General features: G+C 64.9%; 22 protein-coding genes. 6 read left to right on the top strand and 16 right to left on the bottom strand.

Features of this window, described 5'->3' with window-relative positions:
• Positions 1-3 precede the first annotated feature (3 nt).
• From XI06_RS24340 to XI06_RS24320, 5 genes are all read right to left on the bottom strand, one after another.
• Complete coding sequence (locus XI06_RS24340; protein ID WP_237862159.1) at positions 4-843, bottom strand: segregation and condensation protein A; 840 nt, start codon at positions 841-843, stop codon at positions 4-6.
• A complete protein-coding gene (locus XI06_RS24335; protein ID WP_237862158.1) occupies positions 840-1,277 on the bottom strand; it encodes a hypothetical protein in 438 nt (145 codons plus the stop codon). Before XI06_RS24335 ends, XI06_RS24340 begins: the two co-directional genes overlap by 4 nt.
• 45 nt (positions 1,278-1,322) lie before the next feature.
• Positions 1,323-2,870 (bottom strand): SPOR domain-containing protein, encoded by a 1,548-nt coding sequence (locus XI06_RS24330; protein ID WP_237862156.1) that lies wholly within the window; start codon positions 2,868-2,870, stop codon positions 1,323-1,325.
• A gap of 142 nt (positions 2,871-3,012) precedes the next feature.
• On the bottom strand, positions 3,013-4,803 hold the full coding sequence (gene argS, locus XI06_RS24325) for an arginine--tRNA ligase (RefSeq protein WP_237862154.1): 1,791 nt from the start codon (positions 4,801-4,803) through the stop codon (positions 3,013-3,015).
• A 9-nt stretch (positions 4,804-4,812) separates the two neighbouring features.
• Positions 4,813-6,021, bottom strand: coding sequence for a deoxyguanosinetriphosphate triphosphohydrolase (locus tag XI06_RS24320; protein ID WP_237862152.1), 1,209 nt, complete (start codon positions 6,019-6,021; stop codon positions 4,813-4,815).
• A 110-nt stretch (positions 6,022-6,131) separates the two neighbouring features.
• Between XI06_RS24320 and erpA the strand changes: the two genes are divergently transcribed.
• Positions 6,132-6,461 (top strand): iron-sulfur cluster insertion protein ErpA, encoded by a 330-nt coding sequence (gene erpA, locus XI06_RS24315; RefSeq protein ID WP_027529739.1) that lies wholly within the window; start codon positions 6,132-6,134, stop codon positions 6,459-6,461.
• Positions 6,462-6,718: 257 nt separating this feature from the next.
• Here the strand turns inward: erpA and XI06_RS24310 are convergent, their stop codons facing one another.
• Positions 6,719-7,585, bottom strand: a complete 867-nt coding sequence (locus tag XI06_RS24310) for a cobaltochelatase CobT-related protein (RefSeq protein ID WP_237862150.1) — start codon at positions 7,583-7,585, stop codon at positions 6,719-6,721.
• Positions 7,586-7,894: 309 nt separating this feature from the next.
• Here XI06_RS24310 and XI06_RS24305 point away from each other — a divergent pair, with 309 nt between their 5' ends.
• The gene (locus tag XI06_RS24305) at positions 7,895-8,797 is read left to right on the top strand and encodes a hypothetical protein (RefSeq protein ID WP_249798163.1); all 903 of its coding nucleotides are present in this window, start codon (positions 7,895-7,897) and stop codon (positions 8,795-8,797) included.
• Here the strand turns inward: XI06_RS24305 and XI06_RS24300 are convergent.
• Positions 8,782-9,864 (bottom strand): dienelactone hydrolase family protein, encoded by a 1,083-nt coding sequence (locus XI06_RS24300; protein ID WP_271606677.1) that lies wholly within the window; start codon positions 9,862-9,864, stop codon positions 8,782-8,784. The two genes, XI06_RS24305 and XI06_RS24300, sit on opposite strands and share 16 nt — an antisense overlap.
• Positions 9,865-10,027: 163 nt before the next feature.
• The gene (locus tag XI06_RS24295) at positions 10,028-12,358 is read right to left on the bottom strand and encodes an ATP-binding protein (protein ID WP_237868799.1); all 2,331 of its coding nucleotides are present in this window, start codon (positions 12,356-12,358) and stop codon (positions 10,028-10,030) included.
• A 135-nt stretch (positions 12,359-12,493) separates the two neighbouring features.
• On the opposite strand from XI06_RS24295, the gene xth reads away from it, so the two are divergent.
• Positions 12,494-13,291 carry an exodeoxyribonuclease III gene (gene xth, locus XI06_RS24290; protein ID WP_237862143.1) on the top strand — a complete coding sequence of 266 codons (798 nt, stop codon included), beginning with the start codon at positions 12,494-12,496 and terminating at the stop codon, positions 13,289-13,291.
• 164 nt (positions 13,292-13,455) lie between these two features.
• Here the strand turns inward: xth and XI06_RS24285 are convergent, their stop codons facing one another.
• The gene (locus XI06_RS24285) at positions 13,456-14,280 is read right to left on the bottom strand and encodes a tetratricopeptide repeat protein (RefSeq protein ID WP_271606676.1); all 825 of its coding nucleotides are present in this window, start codon (positions 14,278-14,280) and stop codon (positions 13,456-13,458) included.
• Complete coding sequence (ilvD, locus tag XI06_RS24280; protein WP_237862139.1) at positions 14,267-15,991, bottom strand: dihydroxy-acid dehydratase; 1,725 nt, start codon at positions 15,989-15,991, stop codon at positions 14,267-14,269. Before ilvD ends, XI06_RS24285 begins: the two co-directional genes overlap by 14 nt.
• A gap of 429 nt (positions 15,992-16,420) precedes the next feature.
• Here ilvD and XI06_RS24275 point away from each other — a divergent pair, with 429 nt between their 5' ends.
• On the top strand, positions 16,421-16,699 hold the full coding sequence (locus XI06_RS24275) for a metal/formaldehyde-sensitive transcriptional repressor (protein ID WP_063706516.1): 279 nt from the start codon (positions 16,421-16,423) through the stop codon (positions 16,697-16,699).
• Between the two features lie 5 nt (positions 16,700-16,704).
• Positions 16,705-17,778 (top strand): nickel/cobalt efflux transporter, encoded by a 1,074-nt coding sequence (locus XI06_RS24270; protein WP_237862137.1) that lies wholly within the window; start codon positions 16,705-16,707, stop codon positions 17,776-17,778.
• 12 nt (positions 17,779-17,790) lie between these two features.
• Here the strand turns inward: XI06_RS24270 and XI06_RS24265 are convergent, their stop codons facing one another.
• Positions 17,791-18,678, bottom strand: a complete 888-nt coding sequence (locus tag XI06_RS24265) for a DUF1259 domain-containing protein (protein WP_377802678.1) — start codon at positions 18,676-18,678, stop codon at positions 17,791-17,793.
• A 474-nt stretch (positions 18,679-19,152) separates the two neighbouring features.
• Between XI06_RS24265 and XI06_RS24260 the strand changes: the two genes are divergently transcribed.
• Positions 19,153-20,211: a Cj0069 family protein gene (locus XI06_RS24260; protein ID WP_237862133.1), complete on the top strand. Its 1,059-nt coding sequence runs from the start codon at positions 19,153-19,155 to the stop codon at positions 20,209-20,211.
• Here the strand turns inward: XI06_RS24260 and XI06_RS24255 are convergent.
• The 5 genes from XI06_RS24255 to XI06_RS24235 form a co-directional block, all read right to left on the bottom strand.
• Positions 20,208-20,999, bottom strand: coding sequence for a CbtA family protein (locus tag XI06_RS24255; protein ID WP_237862131.1), 792 nt, complete (start codon positions 20,997-20,999; stop codon positions 20,208-20,210). The genes XI06_RS24260 and XI06_RS24255 overlap by 4 nt on opposite strands.
• A 10-nt stretch (positions 21,000-21,009) precedes the next feature.
• The gene (locus XI06_RS24250) at positions 21,010-21,216 is read right to left on the bottom strand and encodes a CbtB domain-containing protein (protein ID WP_237862129.1); all 207 of its coding nucleotides are present in this window, start codon (positions 21,214-21,216) and stop codon (positions 21,010-21,012) included.
• A 3-nt stretch (positions 21,217-21,219) separates the two neighbouring features.
• The gene (locus tag XI06_RS24245) at positions 21,220-21,510 is read right to left on the bottom strand and encodes a hypothetical protein (RefSeq protein WP_237862127.1); all 291 of its coding nucleotides are present in this window, start codon (positions 21,508-21,510) and stop codon (positions 21,220-21,222) included.
• Positions 21,507-22,085, bottom strand: coding sequence for a hypothetical protein (locus XI06_RS24240; RefSeq protein ID WP_237862125.1), 579 nt, complete (start codon positions 22,083-22,085; stop codon positions 21,507-21,509). The genes XI06_RS24245 and XI06_RS24240 overlap by 4 nt, the downstream gene beginning before the upstream one ends.
• 77 nt (positions 22,086-22,162) lie before the next feature.
• Positions 22,163-22,420, bottom strand: a complete 258-nt coding sequence (locus XI06_RS24235; RefSeq protein ID WP_057755853.1) for a hypothetical protein — start codon at positions 22,418-22,420, stop codon at positions 22,163-22,165.
• Positions 22,421-22,563: the final 143 nt, after the last annotated feature.

Below are 22,563 nucleotides of genomic sequence, written 5' to 3'. Positions count from 1 at the left end.
CACTTAACCGACCGGGGCATCGGGCGAAGATACTGCGTCCACGATCGGCTTCCCGCGCCCCTTGCGGAAATAGATGGGCGCAAACGCCTCTTTCTGGTTGAGCTCGAGCTGACCTTCACGCACGAGTTCAAGCGCGGCGGCGAAGCTCGAGGCGAACACCGTCGCGCGCTGCGTCGGATCTGCGACGTGACGGATCAGGAAATCGTCGAGCACGCCCCAGTCGTCCTGCTCGGTAATGCTGCCGACCAGCCGCTCCAGCGTGGCGCGCGCCTCGGCAAGCGACCACACCGTGCGCTTGGCCAGATGTACGCTCGCCAGCACGCGCGACTGGCGCTGCGAGGCGTAAGCCGTGAGCAAATCGTACAGCGTCGCGGTGTATTTCGGATGCTTGATCTCGGCGATCTGCTCGGGCTCGCCGCGCGGGAAAACCTCGCGCAGCAATTGCGCCCGGTTCATCAGCCGGTTGGCGGCTTCGCGAATGGCTTCGAGACGGCGCAGGCGGTTCGCGAGCGCAGTCGCCATCTGCTCGGCGCTCGGACCTTCCGCGCTCGGCGGCTCCGGCAGCAGCAGCCGCGACTTCAGGAAGGCGAGCCAGGCCGCCATCACGAGATAATCGGCGGCGAGCTCGAGGCGGATCTTTCGCGCGGCCTCGATGAAGTGGAGGTACTGGTCCGCCAGCGCCAGGATCGAGATCTTGGCGAGGTCGACCTTCTGTTGCCGCGCCAGCGCGAGCAGCAGATCGAGCGGGCCTTCATAGCCCTCAACGTCCACCACCAACGCCGGCTCGCCCTCGGCGAGCTCTGCGGGCCGGCCGGTCTCAAACGATAGAATCTCTGCGGTCATGCGGATGCCGTGTTTGCGATCAATGCGTCCAGTTGCGCATTGTCGTTGCTGTGACGCGGCGCGCCGGCCGCCGGCATGGCGCTATTTGCCTCACCAATGCGTCCCGCCAGCGTCTTCATCGGCACGTCATTACTCATTAACAAACCCTGGAACCCGATTGCGCTGCGAATCACCTGAGCAATCATTGTCGCAGAAGTCGGCATCGGATGGACCGGCTTGGCGGCGCCATCCACGGGAATGCTGCAACCGGCTTGATCCGTCGCAAGCAACTGCCGCGCGTTCAATTCCCTAACATTGACCGCGACTTGGGCCGAAACCTCAAAGCCAAACCTGAAGGGAATGAGGTCCCATGGGCGTTCGGCACGGACAAATGCCCGCCCAGCGGCGGTCAGTTCCGTTCCGGATACGCCGGTAATGAAGGCCCGCGTGCTCATAGGGCCGATTAACCCTGCCCCCGGAGGGGGTCAAGGAAACGGCCGCTAATTCCTCTGGACGAAGCAGGACGGCAGGCCAGCCGATTTCAGATTGTTGCAGGCCTGCACCGCCTCATCAGCCGAGCCATACGGTCCGGCGAAGGCACGGTAGACGATGCCCTTGCCCTTGTCGGTGAGGTCGACCCGTTTGATCACCGGTGAGCGGGAGCCCAGCACGCTACCATATTTGCTCTGGAGCACCCGGTAGGACGCGGCGGCGCTATCCTCGCTCTGTTGCGAAGATACCTGCACGACATAGCCGCCCCCGCTGGGCGCAGGCGCGATCTGTGTCGGATTGGTCGCAGCCATGCGCTGCGGCGGCTCGGCCGGGGCGGCTTGCGGCGCCAGCGAGAGCGGCTGATTGGCGCTGGCATTGGCTGAGGTTGGCGGATTGCGGGGCGCAGCCGGTGTCGCGACCGGCTTCGCCGGCACGGCCGGCTTCGCTGCCGGCGCTGCGGCGCCTTGCGGCACGACGCTATCTGTCTGGTCGCCCTTCACAGCCACCGTCTTGATCGAGCGCGGCGCGCTGTTCGGCATCGTCCCGTTGCTCGGGATCGCTCCAGCACTCGGCGGCGGAGCGGTCGAAGGCGACACGCTGGCGACCGAAGGCGGGTTGGCATTCTGGTTCAGCGCCGGAAACACCACCCGGGGACCGGCCGCCTTGGCATTGACGTCGACGGGCGCTTCCTCACGCGGCACGATCTTCTCACTGCCGTCGCCGCTTGCCATACGGTCCGGCACCTTGGCCGAGGAGTCCGACGGAGCCGGCACGACCTTGGTCGGCGTGTTGTCGGCCTTGATGATCGGCGGCTCGCCGCTGCGGGGCGAGCCGATATAGGTCTTGTAGGCGAAAGCCGCGCCAGTGCCGACCACGGCGAGCGCGAGGATCGCCGCGACCGTCATCATGCCGCCGCGCGATTTCCTGGGCTCATCGAGATCGGCCTCGGGATAGTCGCTCTGGAATGCGTAAGGATCGTCCGGATAGGCCGGCTCACGCTGAAAATCCTGCTCGCCCGACTCGAGCCGCCCGTAGAGCGCATCATCGTAGCGCGCGGGATCAGGTTGCTCGTAAGGCGCTTCATAGGCTTGATGCTGGGCCGGCTCCTGATGGTAGGCTTGCTCTTGGTAAGCCTGATCCTGATAGGCCTGCTGCGGCTGCTGATACTGCGGCTCGGGCGCGGCCGGTTGAGCCGAATAGCGATGCAGCGGATGAATCGGATTCACGGCAACGGGATAGTCAGGTTCGGGCGCCGGCTGCGGCTGCACGTTGGCGCGGCGCATCCATGAAGGCGGCCCAGGCTGAGCCGGCGGTGCGGGCTCGGCATAGTCCTGCTGATGGTCGTCCCGCTGGTAATCGTCGTCCTGATAGCTTTGCGTCGGCGCAGGCGCCGCTGCCGGCCGCGCACCCGGGCGGCCCTGCGCTGCGAACGGATCGGTCTGCCCGATCAGGCGCGCGAGTTCGGCCAAGGGATCGCTGTCCGCCTTCCCATGCTGATCTGCGCCGCGACCATAGTCATCGGAAGGAAACGGTCTGTCGTGATATCGATCGGCCATCGTGATGATGCGTCCCTTCGGGAAAGCTGCGCGCCCCTCGACCAAGGCGCAGCTTTCGACCCACAAGGCTTTCAACCAAGTCTAAGCGATCCGGCTTCTGCCGGTACCCCCAAAATATTCCCCTTAAGTAGTTCGCCCCAAACTACCGCATCTCGTCCGGGGCATGGACGCCGAGGATGGCGAGGCCCGATGCCAGGACTGAGACGACGCCCTGGACCATGGCCAGTCGCGCCTTTGTAAGATCTGCATCATTATTGATAATGAAGCGTAAATAGGGCAAATCGCGCCCCTTCGTCCAAAGTGCGTGAAATTCGCTCGCTAAGTCATAGAGATAAAAGGCAATACGGTGCGGCTCATGGGCCGCGGCGGCGGCCTCCAGCATCCTCGGATAAATTGCGAGGCGCTTAAGAAGATCGAGTTCGACGGGGTCCGACAGCCGTTCCACGGCCGACTCACTGAGCCAGGCAATGCGTTTGTCGGTATCCTCCGGCAGCTCCGGGAACACCTCGGCCCGGGCGTTGCGGAAGATCGAGTGGCCGCGGGCGTGGCCGTACTGGACGTAGAACACCGGGTTGTCGCGCGACTGTTCCATGACCTTGGCGAGGTCGAAGTCGAGCACCGCGTCGTTCTTGCGGTAGAGCATCATGAAGCGGACGGCGTCCTGGCCGACTTCATCCACCACCTCACGCAAGGTTACGAAGTCCCCGCTCCGCTTGGACATTTTCACGGGCTCGCCGTTGCGCAGCAGCTTCACGAGCTGGACGATCTTGACGTCGAGCGAGCCCTTGCCCGAGGTCGTCGCCTTCACCGCCGCCTGCATGCGCTTGATGTAGCCGCCATGATCGGCGCCCCAGACGTCGATCATCTCCGCAAAACCACGGTCGAACTTGTTCTTGTGGTAGGCGATGTCGGAGGCGAAATAGGTGTAGGAATTGTCCGACTTGATCAGCGGGCGATCGACGTCGTCGCCATAAGCGGTCGCCTTGAACAGCAGCTGCTCGCGGTCTTCCCAGTCCTCGACCGGCGCGCCCTTCGGCGGCGGCAGGCGGCCCTCGTAGATATCGCCCTTGGCCTTCAGGAAATCGATGGTCTCGGCGACCTTGTTGTTGCCGGTCTCGATCAGCGAGCGTTCCGAGAAGAACACGTCGTGGCGGATGTTGAGGGCGGCGAGATCGTCCTTGATCTCGTCCATCATCATCGCGATCGCCTTGGCGCGTACCGTCGGCAGCCATTGCGCCTCGCTCATCGCGAGCAGCTTGTCGCCGTGCTCCTTGGCCAGCGCCGCGCCGACCGGCTTCAGATAGTCGCCGGGATAGAGGCCTTCCGGGATCGCGCCGATATCCTGGCCGAGCGCCTCGCGATACCGCAAGAACGCGGAGCGTGCGAGCACGTCGACCTGGGCTCCGGCATCGTTGATATAATATTCGCGGGTGACATCGTGGCCGCCGAACTGCAGCAGGCTCGCAAGCGCATCGCCGAACACGGCGCCGCGGCAATGGCCGACATGCATCGGCCCGGTCGGATTGGCCGAGACATATTCGACATTGACCTTGGAGCCGCCGCGGACGCGACCGTAGTCAGCGCCCTCGCGCAGCACCGTGCGCAGCGCCTCGGCCCAGGCGGCGGGCTGCAGCGTCAGATTGATGAAGCCGGGACCGGCGACGTCGACCTTGGCGATCAGCGCATCGGCGCGGAGCTTCTCGGCGATCTGCTCGGCGAGGTCGCGCGGCTTTGCCTTTGCCTCTTTCGCAAGCACCATCGCGGCGTTGGTCGCCATGTCGCCATGGGAGGCGTCGCGCGGCGGCTCGACCACCACGCGCGCAAAATCGATGCCCTCGGGCCAATTGGCTTCGGCCGCGAGCGCGCGGCAGGCGGCGTGCACGCGTGCGAGCACGTCGGCGAACAGATGCGGGCTTGAGGATGTGTCGGGCATGGCCGCCGCCTAACGCAAATCCGGGGTCGAGTCAAAGAGCCGCTGGTGCTCGGTCAGGGCGAAACGGTCGGTCATTCCGGCAATGAAATTGCCGATCCGGCGGGCCCGGTCGCCCTCGTCGTCCGCTTCCGCCCCCACCAGCCATTCCGGCGGCAGGTCGGCCGGCGATGAGGTGTACTTCGCGAACAGGTCGAACAGGATCTGTTCCGCCTCGCCCATCACCCGCATCACCCGCTTGTGGCGGTACATGTGCCCATAGAGGAAGCGCTTGATGGCGGCCTCCTCCTCGGCGACTTCGGGCGGGAATGCGATCAGCGCCCGGCTCTGCTGGCGGACGTCCTGGGCCGATTGCGGCCCGACGGCAGCGATGTTCTTCTGCGCCTCCGCGAACACCGCGCCGATCAGATGGGAGATCAACTCACGTACCAGCTCGGCCCCGCGCCGGACGTCCTCGAGGTCGGGATAATGCGCCGAGGTCTCGGCGATGATCTCGGCCGTGAGCGGCATGACCTTGAGGTCGTCGAGATGGAACAGGCCGGCGCGCAGGCCGTCGTCGATGTCGTGGGCGTCATAGGCGATGTCGTCGGCGATCGCGGCGACCTGCGCCTCCAGCGAAGCGAAGCTCCAGAGCTCCAGATCGTAGGTCTTGACGTAGTCGGCGATCCCGACGGGAATGCCATGCTCGCGATAGCGGCCAACGGGCGCGCCGCTGCGGTCGGTCAGCGGACCGTTGTGCTTGACGATGCCCTCGAGCGATTCCCAGGTCAGGTTGAGCCCGTCGAATTCAGGGTAGCGGTGCTCCAGCGAGCCGACGACGCGGAGCGCCTGGGCGTTGTGGTCGAAGCCGCCAAAATCCTTCAGGCAGGCATCCAGCGCCCGCTCGCCGGCATGGCCGAATGGCGGGTGCCCGAGATCATGGGCCAGCGCCAGGGTTTCGGTGAGGTCCTCGTCCAGGCCGAGCTGACGGGCCAGCGCGCGGGCGATCTGGGCCACCTCCAGCGAATGGGTGAGCCGGGTCCGGTAGTGGTCGCCCTCGTGGAACACGAAGACCTGGGTCTTGTATTTGAGGCGGCGGAACGCGGTCGAATGGATCACCCGGTCGCAATCCCGCCGGAACGGGCTGCGGGTCCGGCTCGGCGGCTCGGCGACCAGCCGGCCGCGGCTGCGCTCGGGGTCGCAGGCATAGGGCGCGCGGGGGGCTGCCATTCCGACGGACACGACGAATTTAGTCCCTATCCATTTGATTCTGCGTATCCTTGCACTTAACTATGCCGGACGCGGGATACCAAGTGAACTTGGCATGACCGCGGGCCGATCGGAGACCGACAATGACGACTGCCGTGACCATCAGCGACCGCGCCGCCCGCCGGATCGGGGAGATCCTCAAGGGCGAAGGCACCGGCGCGATGCTGCGCATCTCGGTCGAGGGCGGCGGCTGCTCCGGCTTCCAGTACAAGTTCGACATCGACCGCGACCGCACCGACGACGATCTCGTCATCGAGCAGGAGAACGCGGTGGTGCTGGTCGATTCCGCCTCGCAGCCGTTCCTGGCAGGCTCGCAGGTCGATTTCGTCGACGACCTGATCGGCGCCTCCTTCCGCGTCAACAATCCCAACGCGACGGCGTCCTGCGGCTGCGGCACCAGCTTCTCGATCTAGCCCGGCACAAAATCTCGAAAACAACCCCATGCACAGTAGTCGGGACGCCCGCATGGCGCGTTTCGGCGTTTGCGAAAATCATTTGACCCGTCGGGCAAAACAGGGGTAGGATGTCATCATCGCGAAATCCCAAGTGCGGGGTGCTCGACCAGGCACACGCGCGGCAGCTTCGATACAGCCCAACGCCGACGCGGCCCCTGCCCTCGTCCAATTCCCAGATCTTGACTGCCGCCTTCGTTCCCGCACTGACGGACACGTCAAGGCGACGGGCGCAATAGTCGATTGATGAGCTGAACCAGCGTGTCCTCCAACTCTTCTGGAGCGTTGATGGTAATGCCTTGCTCGTAGTACTGCTCGACCGGATGGCCGATGCCGATCGCCGCAAGCCTGATGTCGCCGGCCTGCTCGATCTCGTCGGTGACACGGCTCAAATGGTGGCTCAGATACCGATCGCCATTCGCGAGCAATGTGGGATCGTCGACCGGCGCACCATCGGACAGCACGATCAGATATTTCTGCCTTTCGCCGCTTCGGCGCAAACGCGACGCAGCCCATTCGAGGGCTTCGCCATCGATATTCTCCTTGACGAGGTCCCGCCGCAGCATGCTGGCGCAGTGTCGCGCGCTCAGCTTCTCGCCGGCGCTGCAGTAGACGATGTGCAACAGGTCGTTCAGTCGCCCGGGATAGGAAGGCTGGCCGCTGCTGAACCATTTTTCCCGGCTCCGACCGCCCTTCCAGCGCGAGGTCGTGAAGCCGAGCACTTCCTGCTTTGCCCCTAAGCCGTCGAGCAGGTCGGAGGCGACCAGCGCAGCCCTGGCCGCGAACAGCATCGGCTGTCCGCGCATCGAGCCGGAATGATCGATGAGCAATGACACGATCGTATCGGCGGCCTGAGGCTGGGTGGTCTCCATGCCCGCACGCCGTGCAGCAAGGTCGTTTTCGAGGTCGTACAGTTGCGCTGGATCGACCTCGGGAAATCGCTCGGCCCAGCGCCGGTCGGGGAGCTCGGCCAGGAAAGCGTCCAGATCGTCGGCCTTGATCTCCGCGTCGAATTCTCGGGTATAGACCTGATAAGGCCGATCAGGATCGAACCGAACCGGGCGACGCCGCGATCTCCGGAGCAATGGAAAAAAGGTCCACGCAATGATCGCAACGACCGCCGTCGGGAGAGCAATATGCGAAAGCAAGCTCGACTCCAGTGATTTCGACAGTAACCCTACAAACCGGACCTGCAGAACCCGCTTCCCCGCAACCGCTCCTTAGCTGCCTAGAGGAAAACGGCCTCAGAAAATTTGATGGTCCTACCGTCCGCCCACTGCTCGGGATCAACCATGAACCCGTTGTGTACCCAACTCGACCAAATGCAAGGGACAGTCCACATCATTCAAGCTCGAAAGCCTCCTTCAGCGAGCTGACAGGTATCAATTCATCCCATGCGCATGATCAATCGTCTGCTCTGTTGCCTCGCCCTACTCCTTGCAATTGCAACCCTCCCCGTGCCTCCGGCGCGTGCGGTCCAAACCTGCCCGTTCATCAGCGCCCAGGAACTCGCCGGCGCGATGCCGGCGCTGAAATGGTCGCTGATTTCAAATCAGGATGGTCGCGGCTGCATCTACCAGGGCGGGCGCGGCGACACGATGATGCTGTCCGTGTTCCGCAATCCCGACAGGGACCGCGCCAAGGAGATGTACGCGACCTTCGTCAAGACGCTCGGTGAGCGCATGCCGCTGAATGCAGTCGCTGACATCGGCGAGGAAGGCCAGGGCGGAACGACCGCCGCCGGCGCGGAGCGCCAGGAGGCCTCGGTCCTCGCCTTATCAGGCGATTACATCCTGCAGCTCAGCGTCTATCCGATCGGCCGGCGCGCCGACGACGCCCTGCTCGGCCCGATCACCCAAGCCGCGCGCGTTGCCATTGGCAATGTGACCAAGACCAGCGAGCGGTTCGGCGGCTGCGAATGGCTCGCGGCCGCGGATGCCGACGGCTTCCTCGACAAGAGTACGCTGCAGGTCCAGCGCACCGGCGCCGGCAGCTGCATGATGTTCGATCGCGAGGCCAATACCATGGCGGTTGCGGTGATCACGATGTCGCGCGACACCGTCATCAGCATGATGAAGCGCGCGGGCCCGTGCCAGCACGTAGCGATCCCCGAGCTCGGCAGCGAAGCCTTCGGCGAGCATTCCTGCACCAAGGGCAACGACAATGCCGTCAACATCTTTGTCTGGAAGAACGGCAGGCAGGCGTCGATCCTGTTCGCGCCGGTCAAGCCGCATCCGGAGTCAGGCTCGGTCGAGCACCTGAAGGCGGTCGCCGCGCGGGTCTATGGCAAATTGTGACCGCGCGGCGTTCCACTGCATCGCGTGGACCGTGTTTCAATCCCCGCAAGCTTTTGTCCGACCGCGTAAAGCTTGCAATCTTCGCCGCGCGAATTGATCTTGCATTTCATCAAGGCAGGCTCGCGTGCCTCGGGAGCTGTGCGGCCAAATCCAGTTCCGCAGTGGCCGTGCGTTCTCACCGCGAAGGCCTTGGCATCATCGGGATTGGCGAGGTAGTCCGCGAACGCCCCCTGACAAGCGGCGACAGCCCCCGGCGGGATTGGCAGCTCAGCGAACAACGGCGCCTCTATGACAGTCTTCGTCGGAAGACCTAACCTTTCAAGAAAGGGGTCGACGGACGGAAACCAGGTATCTGCCGGCGCGAGCACGACGGTATTGTGGCCGTTCGATTCGAACGGAGGCAGCAGATGCAACTGCGCAGGCGCACCGCCAGCGCTGTAGGCCGCGAACATGCGTCGTGCCAAGTCGGGACCGTAGAATTGATCGTTCTCAGCATAGAGCCAAAGCACCGGGACACGGGCCGTGCGACCCAATGCGGCGACTGTATCGACCAAGTTATCAGGCGAGCAGGGTTGGTTGGGTGCGGAGAAGGTGTGCCGACCACCATCAAAATTCACGGCGCCAACGACCCCCGGTATGTTCTCTGCGGCGACGGCCATCACCGTGAGCCCCCCAACGGAATGACCGAGCAAGACGACATGCTCGGCGTCGACCCAGGGCTCATTACGCAGTGAAGCGACCGCCGCAATGACATCGTCGCCGGCAGCGCGCACGGCCGGAAGATAGTCGCAGACCTGCCGCAAAGACTCGGAGAACCCTCCCCCAGATCGGCCATAGCCACGACGCATGATCGAGACCACTGCATATCCTCGCTGCGCGAAGGCGACGGCCGCCTTGCTGTAGCCGACCGGAGAGCGGTTGAGGATTTCAGTGAAGAATTCCTCGCCGGAGAGGCTAGGCATTCCGTGAGTGATCACGACGAGAGGAAATTTGCCGGGGCGATCAGGACGAATGACGAAGCTTTCCAGCGACACTTTGTTGCCGGAGATCACGACAGGCAACATCATGTGCGTGCTCATTAGCGGACCGTCGCCGGCGCGGGCGGAGGCCGTGAACAAGATGAGAAGCATGACAAGGAGGCGCATGGCGGCGCAACGTAACACGACGATCCGAATTGCCAGCGTCCGGACAACGGGTGCGGAAACGCATATTCGTGCACGGAGTTAACGCCTACGCGCCCGTCATCTGCCTTTCCTCGTCCGTCCACTCCACCTCATCGGGCATCAGCGCCGGCTGAAGCGGCGCGCCCTCCGTCAGCACGTGGCCGTCGAGCGCGCGCAGCAGGGCTGCGACCAGCGCCGGCTTGCGTAGCGGTTTGGCCAGAAAGTCGGACATGCCAGCCTCGCGGCAGATCTTGACGTCCTCGGGGAAGGCGTTGGCGGTCAGCGCGATGATCGGCAGCGCTTCGAAGCGTCCGCCCTCTGCACGGATCGCCCGCGTCGCGGCGAGCCCGTCCATTTCGGGCATGCGCACATCCATCAGCACGATGTCGTAATCGCCCTCGGACACGGCCGTGACGGCCTCGACACCGTCGGTGACGACGCGCAATTCGACGTCGAAGGCACTGAGCATCTTGCTCACGACCATACGGTTGACGGCGTCGTCCTCGGCGACCAGCACCTTCAGCGGCCGGTCGAGGTCGGCAATGCGGGCCTTGAGATCGTCGGCTTCCTCACGGCCAGCGTCCTGATCGGATGTCTGCGCCTGGCTCCACGGCAGCACCAGCGTGAAGCGGAAGGTCGAGCCCTCGCCCGGCGTCGAGGTGACGCCGATGGTGCCGCCCATCTGCTCGATGATGCGCCTGGAGATCGCAAGGCCGAGACCGGTGCCGCCGAAGCGGCGGCTGATCGAGGCATCGGCCTGGGCGAAGTCGGAGAAGAGCTGCCCGAGTTTTTCGGGCGCAATGCCGATGCCACTGTCGGTCACGGTCCATTCGACGGTCGCGAGGAGATCGCGGCGCGCCTGGCACACCGCCTTGATCGTCACCTCACCCTGGTCGGTGAACTTCACGGCGTTGGAGGCGAGATTGAGCAGCACCTGCCGGATGCGGGCGACGTCGCCGCGCAGCGTCGGCGGCAGGTTCGGATCGAGCTCGACCTTGACGGCGAGTCCCTTGCTTTTGGCACTCGCGCGCACCACGGTCGCGACCGTCTCAACCAGCGTCTGCGGCGCGAAGTCGATCGCCTCGAACTGGAAGCGTCCCGCCTCCAGCTTGGAGAGATCGAGGATGTCGTTGAGGATGCGCTGGAGGTTGTCGCCGGATTCGCGGATCGTGGTGACGGCCTCGCGCTGCTCCGCATCCAGATTTGTTTCCAGCAGCATGCTGGCAAGCCCGAGCACGCCGTTCATGGGCGTGCGGATCTCGTGGCTCATGACGGCGAGGAAATCCGACTTGGCGCGGCTCTCGGCCTCGGCCTTCTCCGCGCGCCAGCGCTCGGTGACGTCGCGGCCGAAGCCGCGATAGCCCAGGAACTGACCGTCGCGGTCATAGGCCGGCTTTGCGGTCAGCGACCACAGCCGCGCTTCGCCGCCGGCGACGACCTTCAAATTCATCTCGTGGAGCGGCTCGGCGTGCTCCATCAGGCCGACGACGTTGTAAGCGGCCGCCTTGTCCTCGGGACACAGCATGTCGAGCACGTCGGCGAATTGCGATCCCTTCAGAAGCGGAAGCGGCAATTGCGCGACGTCGGCGAAGCGTTGCGGCACGTCGACGAGGTGGCCTTCGGCGTCGGTCTGCCACAGCCAGTCGCTGGCGTTCTCCTGAAAATCCTTCAGCAGCAGCGAGATGATCTCGGTCTGCCGCTCGAGCTCGAGCTGGGCCTTGAGATTGCCGAGGAACAGATTGCCCTGCGAGACGATGTTGCGCGCCATGAAGAACGCGAACAGCATCAGGAACACAGCGGTCACCAGATATGGCCCCGTGCCGCACAGCAGCAGCGCACCGGCGCAGGCGACGGCCATGGTGGCGAGGTAGACGAGGCCGGCACGCGGGAATGTCGACAGCGTGAAGGCGCCGCCGGACATCATGCCGACCATCAGGCAGGCCAGGATCAGCTGGCTGGTCGGCCCGACCTGGCTGAACAGCGCCAGCGGCAGCGTGCCCCAGATCGTGGCAAGGAAGAACGCCTGCCGCATCATCTGCCGCGCCGCGCGCGGCGAAGCTTCCTGCGGTGGATTGCGGTGCGAGCGCTGCCATGCGCGCACCGCGAGCGCTGCGACGGCGGTGAGGGTTGCGCCCCAGATCGCGAGGAAGTCGTTCCAGCCCCGGCCCCAGAACAGGATCAGCACGATGGCGACGTTGAGCATGGTGACGGCCATGGTCACCGGGATCAGCCGCGTCACCGCGTCGATCTGCTTGGCGCGGATGCGGCGCAGCTCGCGCTCGCTGAGATCGGCGGTCAGGCCGTCCTCGATCTCGAAGCCGCCGAGCCAGTACAGGAACGCGCCGACGAGACCGTCGCGCTGCTCAGTTGGTTGTGCAGATTTGTACGGCCATCCCATTCCAAGGAACCTTTTCCGTATCAATGGCCTACGGCCGGCTTCAACCGGGTTAATTTTGTGGGAGATTTTGCGGCGTCCTTGACGGAGGCGTTAGCGGTTTGTTCTAACCATGGCCCCTGCCCGGAGCCGCCCCCCATGCCCATCAGAGTTGCCACCTGGAACGTCAATTCGGTCCGGCAGCGGATCGATCTCCTGCTGACCTGGCTGAAGGAGTGCCAGCCCGATATCGTCTGCCTGCAGGAGATCAAATGTGTCGACGAGGCCTTCCCGCGACTGGAGATCGAAGCGCTCGGCTACAACGTGGTGACCCACGGGCAGAAGACGTTCAACGGCGTTGCCCTGCTCTCCAAACTGAAATTCGATGAGACCAAGTCAGGACTTGCCGGCGACGACGAGGACACGCATGCCCGTTTCCTCGAGGGCGTGGTGACACTCAAGCAGGGCGTGCTGCGCATCGCCTGTCTCTATCTGCCCAACGGCAATCCCGTCGGCACCGAGAAATATCCCTACAAGCTCAAATGGATGTCGCGGCTTCTTGAGTATTCGAAGGAGCGTCTTAAGACCGAGGAGCCGCTGATCCTCGCTGGCGATTTCAACGTCATCCCGCATGCCCACGACGTCCACAATCCGGCCGCCTGGACCGAGGACGCCCTGTTCAAGACCGAGACGCGGGAGAGCTTTCAGTCCCTGCTCGGCCTCGGCCTGACCGACGCCTTAAGGGCCGTCACCGACGAACCTGGTCTCTACACGTTCTGGGATTACCAGGCCGGGGCCTGGCAGAAGAACCAGGGACTGCGCATCGACCATCTGCTGCTCTCGCCCCAGGCGAGCGACCGGCTCGCCAATGTCGGCATCGACAGCTATGTGCGGGCCTGGGAGAAGCCGTCGGATCACGTGCCTGTGTGGGCGGATCTGGATCTGGAGGCGGCGTAGGCTTTAGGCCGAGTTGGCCGGAGCGAGCGGCAGTCGCAACTGCTGTAGGGTGGGCAAAGGCGCGCCCTTCGCGCGCCGTGCCCACGTTCTGCCGGCTTCGGAGAGAGATCGTGGGCACGGCGCTTTGCGCCTTTGCCCACCCTACGGCACCGACGTTGCCGAACCTACTCGCGGCGGCCCTGCACCCACTGTTCCAGCATTTGCAGGCACATGGCGCGGTCGTCGTCGGAGGCCTTGGCGAAGGCGCGGTTGTAGTTTTCCTTGATCCAGGTCTCATCAGTGCCGGCACTGTCACGCGCCAGCGTCAGCCACATCAGGCCGCGCGCGGCCTGCCGCGGCAGGCGGTCGCCGTTGAACAGCATCTGCCCGAGCAGCGCCTGGGCCTCGTGCTGCCCCTTCTGGGCGGCAAGGCCGAGCCAGCGCGCGCCGTAGCGGAAATCCTCACGCGAGGCGTCCGGCGTCTTCAGATAGAGCCGGGCGAGATCGTACTGTGCGTCCGCGTTACCGAAATAGGAGGCGGCATAGGAGAACATCTCCCGCGCCCTGTCGGGATCGGCCTTGACCTTCGAGTTCGGAATGCCGCTCAGATAATAGCGGCCGAGCGCGACGAAGGCATTGGCGACGATCTGCGCCTGCGGCGCCGACGGGCTGTCCTCGGCATGCGCATTGGCGATCCGGTTGAAATATTCGAACGCGCGCACGTCGTCCTGGACGACGCCGTCACCGCTCGCATACATGCGGCCGAGCTTCCACTGCGCAATGGGATGACCGCCCTCGGCGGCATATTGCAGGGCACTGAGCGAGATTTCCTGGGTCGCGACCGGCGGCACCGACTTGCGCACCGCGCCCGCGGAACCGGGCAAGCTGGTCACGACGGGGATGGTCGCGTCCTTCGGATTGACAGGCGCGCCGTCAAAGGCGAGCGCCGGCGCGGCCAGCGCGGTAGCCCCCAACACAAACGCAACGATGGCACGCCTAGATGTCCGCATAGCACTGTTTCTCGTGCGCGCCGCCCGGATGGGTCACTGCCCCCCCGACCGCTGGTCCAACCTGTTGGGCATATTTCCAGAGCGCACCCGACGTATGGTTAGTCGCGCGAGCGCTCCATTTGGTCTTGCGCTGAGCCAGTTCAGCGTCGCTCAATTTTACGTTAAGGGTACCGGCGTCCGCATCGATCTCGATGATGTCGCCATCCTCGAGCAGCCCGATCGGGCCCCCGATCGCCGCCTCCGGGCCGACATGGCCGATGCAGAAGCCGCGCGTGGCGCCGGAGAAGCGACCATCGGTGATGAGCGCGATCTTGCCGCCCATGCCCTGGCCGGTCAGCGCCGCGGTGGTCTGGAGCATCTCCCGCATGCCGGGGCCGCCCTTGGGGCCCTCGTAGCGGATCACGATGACTTCGCCTTCCCGATAGGTGCGCTTCTGGACCGCCTCGAACGCATCCTCCTCCCGGTCGAAGCACCTGGCCGGACCGGTAAACTTGAGGTTGGACATGCCCGCGACTTTCACGATCGCACCTTCTGGCGCCAAATTGCCCTTCAGACCGACCACACCCCCCGTGACGGTGATGGGCTTGTCTGCCGGGTGCACCACGTCTTGGTGCGGATTCCATTTCACGCTCTTGAGGTTTTCGGCGATCGTTCGACCAGTGACCGTAATGCAGTCACCGTGGAGAAATCCGTTGTCGAGCAGCGTCTTCATCAGAAGCGGTATGCCGCCAACTTCAAACATGTCTTTGGCGACATAACGGCCACCCGGCTTCAAATCCGCGACATAAGGTGTCTTTTTGAAGATTTCGGCGACGTCGAATAAGTCAAACTTGATCCCGGCCTCATGCGCGATCGCCGGCAGGTGCAGCGCAGCATTGGTCGAGCCGCCGGAGGCGGCGACGACGGCGGCGGCATTCTCCAGCGCCTTGCGGGTGACGATGTCGCGCGGCCGAAGATTGGACGCGATCAGGTCCATCACCTTCTCGCCCGCGGTCATGCAGAAGGCGTCGCGGATTTCATACGGTGCCGGAGCACCGGCCGAGTAAGGCAGCGCGAGGCCGATGGCCTCGGATACGGTCGCCATGGTGTTGGCGGTGAACTGCGCGCCGCAGGCGCCCGCAGAGGGGCACGCCACGCGCTCGATCTCGTCGAGGTCCTCGTCCGACATGGCGCCGACCGAGTGCTTGCCGACGGCCTCGAACATGTCCTGCACGGTGACCTGCTGCCCGCGGAAATTGCCGGGGAGGATCGAGCCGCCGTAAATGAAAATCGAGGGAACGTTGAGGCGCAGCATCGCCATCATCATGCCCGGCAGCGACTTGTCGCAGCCGGCGAGCCCGACCAAGGCGTCGTAGGCGTGGCCGCGCACGGTCAGCTCGACGGAGTCGGCGATGCATTCGCGCGACGGCAGCGAGGAGCGCATGCCGTCATGGCCCATGGCGATGCCGTCGGTGACGGTGATGGTGCAGAATTCGCGCGGCGTGCCGCCGGCGGATGCGACACCCTTCTTCACCGCCTGCGCCTGGCGCATCAGGGAGATGTTGCACGGAGCCGCTTCATTCCAGCACGAGGCAACGCCGACGAAGGGCTGGTGGATCTGCTCGGTGGTCAGACCCATGGCGTAGAAGTAGGAGCGATGGGGCGCGCGCGCAGGACCTTCCGTCACATGACGGCTCGGCAGCCTCTGCTTGATGTTGGCCTTGGCGTCCATCGCGACCAGTTTCCTCAGGTCCAGTTTCCTGGCTAACCCTTGTCAGTTCAGGAAGATCAGAACCAAGATTTGAATCGACCTTGGAATTTCCTGCCGCCTGCAAGGGACCAGCCCAGCCCCTGAAACATTCGAGTGATTTTATTCATGTTCGGGTGTGGCCAAAAAGCGGCGCCGATGCGAACGACCAGTGATGAGGGTTAAATCCACAGAAGGTGTTGCTCAGGCAGCACAATCGTTACCGGGAAGACACGGGTTCGCTTACCGTGATACCCGCGCGAAGATGACATCTCGCAATCTCTGATTTCATGATGCGGAAAGTGCGACCGCTGTTGTGGCGACGGTGCGTGGATCGCAACTGAGTCGGCCTTCGCCGCAAAGCGACGGCATGCGCGCATTGACTCATATAGGGTACCCCCCTATGTTACCCTGATGTCGCACACCATCAAGCACAAGTCGAAGCTGATCGGCCGCGTCCGGCGCATCAAGGGTCAACTTGAAGCCGTCGAGCGTGCGCTGGAGTCGGAGATCGGCTGCGCCGATGTGCTGATGCTGGTGGCGTCGGTGAAGGGCGCAATCAGCGGTCTCACCACCGAGCTCCTGGAAGACCACATCCGCCATCATGTGGTGGATCCCGCGCACGAGAAGGATCCGGAGAAGGCCAAGGGCGCCGCCGACCTCATCGACGTCGTCCGAACCTATTTGAAGTGAACGAGATGACCGACCTGTCTCATCTGCTCCAACAGAGCAGCGCACACGCATGGCTGTTCGTGCCCAGCGCCATCCTGCTCGGCGTGCTGCATGGTCTCGAGCCCGGGCATTCGAAGACGATGATGGCCGCGTTCATCATCGCGGTCCGAGGCACCGTGTTCCAGGCCGTGCTGCTCGGCCTGTCGGCGACCATCTCCCATACCGCAGTTGTCTGGGCGGTCGCGCTTGCGGGCCTGTATTTCGGCCAGGAACTGTCAGGCGAACGCAGCGAGGCCTGGCTGCAACTGGTCTCCGCCGCGATCATCATCGGCATCGCCGGCTGGATGGTCTGGCGCACCTGGCGGGACCAGAACCACGAACACGATCATCATGATCATCATCACCACCACGACGAGCCGCAATCGATCTCGCTCGCCGGCTTCGCGCTGCTGCTGGAGGTGTTCGAAGACGACGTACCGCCGCGCTGGCGGATCCGAAGCGAAAAGGACGCACTTCCCGCTGCCGGCGACATCAGGGTGACCACGATCCGCGAGGACGGCGCGGAGCAGGCCTTCGCGTTCGCCGCGCGGGACGGATACCTCGAAAGCGTCGATGAGATTCCCGAGCCGCATGCGTTCAAGGCGCGCGTCACCCTCGCCGGCGACGCGACCGAACTGCTGTTCGAGGAGCACGACCACGACCACATCGACCTCGGCGACGAGGATGACGCGCATGCGCGCGCTCACGCCGCCGACATCCGCAAGCGCTTTGCCGGACGAACAGTCACCACGGCGCAGATCGTCTTGTTCGGCCTCAGCGGCGGCCTGATCCCCTGCCCCGCCGCGATCACGGTGCTGCTGCTCTGCATTCAGTTGAAGCAGTTCAGCCTCGGCTTCGTCCTGGTGCTGTCCTTCGGTATCGGGCTCGCGATCACGATGGTATCGGCAGGCGTTCTCGCCGCGCTCAGCCTGCGCCACGTCGAACGCCACTGGAGCGGCTTCAGCCGCTACGCCCACCGCGCGCCCTATGTCTCGGCGGCCTTGATCGTCTTTGTCGGCCTGTACACCGGCTGGATAGGCTTGCACGAACTGATGACGTGACTGGCTTGCCGGTCAGCCTTTCGCACTTGCCGTCTTGTCGAGCGCGGCGCGAAGGCCCTTGGCAAGCTTGATCGCGTCGTCGTTGGCCCAGAAGTGCATGAAGAGCAGCCGCGGCTGCTCGTCCAGCATATGGCTGTGCAGCGCCGTCACTTCGATGCCGTTCTCCAGCAGCGCGGCAATCACCGGGTTCACCTCGTTATCTGACAGAACGAAGTCGCCGGTGATGGCCGCCTTGCCTCCCCCTGTCGGCTGGAAGTTGATGCCGATCGCGACGCCCATTGCGCCTACGGGCGCGAGCGGCATGCCCGCCTGCGTGACCGGATCACGACGCTTGACGGTGAACTGATAGACACCGCCATTGGCCTGTCCCTTGGTGCCGATGATCTGGTCGAGCTTGGCTGTATCGAGATCGACGGCGGGCGGCGGGCTCGCCGGTGCGGCAGCGGTGAGCGGTGTCTTGCTTGCGGCGAGTGCATCATGGATCGCGGCGGCGAGCTTGGCGGGGTCGCCATGTCCGGCGACATGCATGTAGAACGTAGCCGGGCTCGCCCGCAGCAGATGATTGTGCACGGCGGTGATCTCCAGACCACTCGCGATCATCTTCGCCATCACCGGATTGATCTCGGTCTCGAGCAGCACGAGGTCGCCCATGACCATGGCGCCGCCATGCGCCGGCTTGAACGCCACCCAGCCGCCGAGCGCCAGCGCCGGCTTGATCGCGACCCCGTCCAGGGTCACGGAGAGATCGCTGCGCGGAAATCCGTAGCGGTGGACATCATCCGAGACGGCGGCCTTGCGTCCGAGCGTTTGATCGATCGCCGGCCAATTGATGTCGTCCGCGCGGGCCGGCGCGATGAATTGCGCGGCGCCCAGGACGACTCCCAAGGCGGCGGCCAACATGATGGCTGCGTGACAGAGTGTGCGTCGTCGCATGATCGTTCTCCTGGTGTCCCTGCCCCAGGGTTGAAGCCGTGTTCGGCTCAGGCATCGACGGCACGCGCCGACGCATGCCGCGCGAGACGGACGAGCCGATCTGTCAGATCAATCGAGATGGATGAAGTGGACATGCTGCGCCCTTGGTGATCAGGACGCGATGCTTGGGCATGTCGCCTCGCGGGGAGACCGCATATCCCCGATGCCCGAACTAGAAGCCCGGGGGTCCAGGCTGTCAACGCGCGGATTCAGGTGCGCTTCGAAAAGATTTCGGAGACCCGATGGAACGAAATCGTTCGTGGGTCTCTCGCTTGAATGCCGCATCGTCGCGTCTTGCGCTTTCCGGACGATCCCGCCTAGAATGGCCCGGTGGGGACGAAGCAGACTCCCCGTGAGACTTCGGTCCAAGTCTGCGCAGCACGCAATTCGTGGAGCTTGCGCATGGACACCAAATCCCCTCACCGATATTCCCTGGCCATTGTTTCGCGCGGCGACGCCGACGCCCGCCGGAACACCACCCCGCAGAACAGCCGTTTCGTTCGCGTCTTCGAGGCGCTCGCCGCCGCCGGCATCGACGCGCAACCGGCGATCTACGATGAAAGCTTCGCTGAAGCCGTCCGCGAGCAATTGCTTGGAGTCGACGGCGTGCTGGTCTGGGTCGATCCGATCCACCAGGGCAAGACGCGCGCCGAGCTCGACGCCCTGCTGCGTGACGTCGCGGCGCGCGGCCCGTGGGTCAGCGCGCACCCTGATGTCATCCTGAAGATGGGCGTCAAGGAGGTGCTGTACCGGACGCGGCATCTCGGATGGGGCGCGGACACCCATCGCTACGACAGCGCGGCCGCGTTTCGGGCGGAGTTTCCGCCGCGGCTGCAAGCCGCTGGACCGCGCGTGCTCAAGCAGAACCGCGGCAATGGCGGCCAGGGCGTCTGGAAGGTCGAGGCGCTCGCGAACGCAGTCCCGACGGTTCGCGTGCTCCATGCGCTGCGCGGCAGCCTTCCCGAGGACGTGCCGCTCGAGGCCTTCCTCGCGCGGTGCGAGCCGTATTTCGGCTGGGGCGGCTGCATCATCGATCAGCCGTTTCAACCGCGCCTGCCCGACGGCATGATCCGCTGCTACATGAGCGGCGCCAAAGTCGCAGGCTTCGGCCATCAATTGATCAAGGCCCTGATCCCGCCGCCGGCCGAGGGGCCTGATGCGCCTGAGGCGCAACCGGGGCCTCGCGTCATGCACGGCCCCGATGCCCCGCAATTCCAGGCGCTGAGGCGATCGATGGAGGAGGAATGGACGCCGCAAATGATGGAGCTGCTCTCCATCAACGAGGCGTCCCTGCCGGTGATCTGGGACGCCGACTTCCTGTTCGGGCCGCGCAATGCGGACGGAGCCGACACCTACGTTCTCTGCGAGATCAACGCGAGCTCGTGCTTCGCAATCCCCGATCAGGCGCCGGCGGCGATTGCCCGGACGGTCAGCGAACGACTGGTAGGAGCGAAGCGCTAGAGGGTCGCGCCGCGATCGAAACGCGCGAACACCGCGCTCGTCAGGCCGCCGAGCATGGTCCAGAACACCAGGCTCGTCACCGTCACCGCGGTGACGAACTGGTGCGTCAGCGACGACGGCACGTTGGTCTCGACATTGGCGAGATCAGGCGCGCCGATCAGGTGCGGCAGGGTCAGCAGGATCACCCCTGATATCGCCGCCGGCACCGTCCGGCGGAAGACGATCAAGGCGAGCCCGCCCGCCGTCGCCAGCACGGCGGCGAGCCACCAGATCTGCCGCGACAGCAGCGGCGCCGAGGGCACGCCGGGCAGCTCCGGCGGCAGGCCAAGGCCCGGCGCAAGCGTAAAGACGGCGAAGCCCGCCAGGCCCCACAACAGGCCTTCATGCCAGGAGACGCTCGCCCCCGTCGCCCCGCTGCGCACGGCGAAGAAGCCGGCAAGAAGCAGCGCGAATCCGATCGCGGTCAGGACATTGGCGGCGGCGGTGTAGGCGTTGCGCTCAAATCCGTCGCGCGGCTCCCAGGCGCCGCCATGATCGTGGTCGCCGGCGCCACGATCATGGTCGCCGTGATCGTGGGCTGCATGGTCATGGTCTGCGTGGTCATGCCCGGCCGCTGCCGGCTGCGCCGTGGCTGGCGCGTCATGCTGGTGCGCGTCCGCCGCCTTCTCGAAGACCTCCGCCTTCAGGATCAGGGGGACGGTGCCGAACTGCTGGACGGCGGTGACGAGGAGGCCGACGACGAAACCTGAAATGACCGATGCGAAGACGATCGCGCGAAACGTGCTCATGCCTTCGAGATTAGTGGCAGGGGAACGCGTTCGAGTGGCGCACGTCGTGGGCGGCGTTGTGGACGACGTCGATATGGGAGAAGCCGACCATGCCGACGACGAACACGCCGAGCACCATGGCCATCACGGCCTGCGACAGCCGTCCCACCTGCCCTGCGGCGACCGGAAGCGTGATCTGGGCCGAGGTCTGGGCGTTGGCGAGCTGGGACTGGCTCATGGTCTATTCTCCATTGGCGATTTGCGCGTCTTCTAGCAGCTTCCGGGCGATGTCGCGACTGGTAAGATGCAGGCTCGTCCCGGGCAAAATGTCCCTGCGGGCGATCTTGGCGTCCGCGGCAGCGCGAAAGACGGCCTCAAGCCGCTGGAAATAGCCGAGGCAGGCCTCCGGCGTGGGCTCCGCACCGAGCAACGTCCGGAAAGCGCCCCGGTGCACGGCGCAGATCGCGCCATGTCCGGCCACGGGAAAGACCAATGAGGCGATATCGTCGCGCCAACGGGCTTCGCTGCTCAAGCGGTTGCGCGTCCCCGCCCGAGGGAGCCGATCAGGCGGGCGATCTCGCAGACGGCGACGAGGCCCGCGAGCCACACCGCGCAGGTCAGCCCGATCCGCGAGACGATGGCCGCCGTGAAAGCGCCCTGCCCGCCAAGGAACGGCGTCGCGGCGAACAGCGCCAGCTCATAGGCCGCATAGGCGGCGACAAGGGCAATCGCCAGCATCAGCGGCGTGCGGCCTTGCGGCAGGGTGCGAAGCATGATCGATGCCGCGGCCGTCGCGACAAGCGTCGCGGCGCCGATCGCAAGGCCCCAGGCGATGGTGCTGGCATCAATGGGATAGTGGAGCGCGGCGAAGCCGATGCATTGGTTCACCAGCCACGCGCCGGTGACAACCAGCAGCGCTTGACGCAGCGGCAGCGCGGCCGCAGCCACGACAGCGAACGCCGCAAACGGCGTCGCACAGGCAAGCGCAAAGCTTGCCAGCGCGCAGGACACAGTCAGCAGCGCAAAGCAGAACAGCGCGGCATAACGCGGCTCGACCGGGTGAAGCCTGGCGTGGTCGGACTGCGGCGGCAGGATCGTGAGGGGCATGAACAATCTCCTGGCGGCGATCCTACCACATTGTCGGACAAGTCCGCCAACCGCCCCCACGGGGCGAGACAGGCGCGCTACGCGCGCCCTCTCGGGCGCTGGGCCTGAGCCCAGGCCGTGGTGACGTCGCGCGGCGGAGCGTCGATCCGCTTGATCGGAGTGAGTTCACCGGAGGCGGAGATGATGGCGGTTTCCTCGCGGCGACAGCGTGGACACACGAAGCTGACTTCGTGCGGCTGCGCCGACCAGCTCGAACGTTTGACATTGGCCGCCATCGGCCATGCTTCGCAATGCGAGCATGACACCAGAAACCGACCGGGATCGAGCATACCCATTCCTAAGGACTCCGCGTCCTGCCGCCCTTCTGTAATGATTGACCCATGTGAATCGTTCCGGTGCGGACGCACCGTCGCCGTCCAACGGTTCCGCGCCGGCGTTCTATAACAGCCGCGTCATGCCGAGCGATTGCGCCGCCGTT

Origin of the sequence: Bradyrhizobium sp. CCBAU 11434 (assembly GCF_028128895.1) — a bacterium.
Classification (GTDB): domain Bacteria; phylum Pseudomonadota; class Alphaproteobacteria; order Rhizobiales; family Xanthobacteraceae; genus Bradyrhizobium; species Bradyrhizobium zhengyangense.
The sequence above is the reverse complement of the archived record's forward strand: the minus strand, read 5'-3'. Positions and strand labels throughout refer to the sequence as shown.

What these genes read in the sequence shown, in the direction of transcription:
- XI06_RS24340 (WP_237862159.1), bottom strand. Translation starts at nt 843, where the DNA reads ATGACCGCAGAGATTCTATCGTTTGAGACCGGCCGGCCCGCAGAGCTC.
- XI06_RS24335 (WP_237862158.1), bottom strand. Translation starts at nt 1,277, where the DNA reads ATGAGCACGCGGGCCTTCATTACCGGCGTATCCGGAACGGAACTGACC.
- XI06_RS24330 (WP_237862156.1), bottom strand. Translation starts at nt 2,870, where the DNA reads ATGGCCGATCGATATCACGACAGACCGTTTCCTTCCGATGACTATGGT.
- argS (WP_237862154.1), bottom strand. Translation starts at nt 4,803, where the DNA reads ATGCCCGACACATCCTCAAGCCCGCATCTGTTCGCCGACGTGCTCGCA.
- erpA (WP_027529739.1), top strand. Translation starts at nt 6,132, where the DNA reads ATGACGACTGCCGTGACCATCAGCGACCGCGCCGCCCGCCGGATCGGG.
- XI06_RS24305 (WP_249798163.1), top strand. Translation starts at nt 7,895, where the DNA reads ATGCGCATGATCAATCGTCTGCTCTGTTGCCTCGCCCTACTCCTTGCA.
- XI06_RS24300 (WP_271606677.1), bottom strand. Translation starts at nt 9,864, where the DNA reads ATGATGTTGCCTGTCGTGATCTCCGGCAACAAAGTGTCGCTGGAAAGC.
- XI06_RS24295 (WP_237868799.1), bottom strand. Translation starts at nt 12,358, where the DNA reads ATGGGATGGCCGTACAAATCTGCACAACCAACTGAGCAGCGCGACGGT.
- xth (WP_237862143.1), top strand. Translation starts at nt 12,494, where the DNA reads ATGCCCATCAGAGTTGCCACCTGGAACGTCAATTCGGTCCGGCAGCGG.
- XI06_RS24285 (WP_271606676.1), bottom strand. Translation starts at nt 14,280, where the DNA reads ATGCGGACATCTAGGCGTGCCATCGTTGCGTTTGTGTTGGGGGCTACC.
- ilvD (WP_237862139.1), bottom strand. Translation starts at nt 15,991, where the DNA reads ATGGACGCCAAGGCCAACATCAAGCAGAGGCTGCCGAGCCGTCATGTG.
- XI06_RS24275 (WP_063706516.1), top strand. Translation starts at nt 16,421, where the DNA reads ATGTCGCACACCATCAAGCACAAGTCGAAGCTGATCGGCCGCGTCCGG.
- XI06_RS24270 (WP_237862137.1), top strand. Translation starts at nt 16,705, where the DNA reads ATGACCGACCTGTCTCATCTGCTCCAACAGAGCAGCGCACACGCATGG.
- XI06_RS24265 (WP_377802678.1), bottom strand. Translation starts at nt 18,678, where the DNA reads ATGTTGGCCGCCGCCTTGGGAGTCGTCCTGGGCGCCGCGCAATTCATC.
- XI06_RS24260 (WP_237862133.1), top strand. Translation starts at nt 19,153, where the DNA reads ATGGACACCAAATCCCCTCACCGATATTCCCTGGCCATTGTTTCGCGC.
- XI06_RS24255 (WP_237862131.1), bottom strand. Translation starts at nt 20,999, where the DNA reads ATGAGCACGTTTCGCGCGATCGTCTTCGCATCGGTCATTTCAGGTTTC.
- XI06_RS24250 (WP_237862129.1), bottom strand. Translation starts at nt 21,216, where the DNA reads ATGAGCCAGTCCCAGCTCGCCAACGCCCAGACCTCGGCCCAGATCACG.
- XI06_RS24240 (WP_237862125.1), bottom strand. Translation starts at nt 22,085, where the DNA reads ATGCCCCTCACGATCCTGCCGCCGCAGTCCGACCACGCCAGGCTTCAC.
- XI06_RS24235 (WP_057755853.1), bottom strand. Translation starts at nt 22,420, where the DNA reads ATGGGTATGCTCGATCCCGGTCGGTTTCTGGTGTCATGCTCGCATTGC.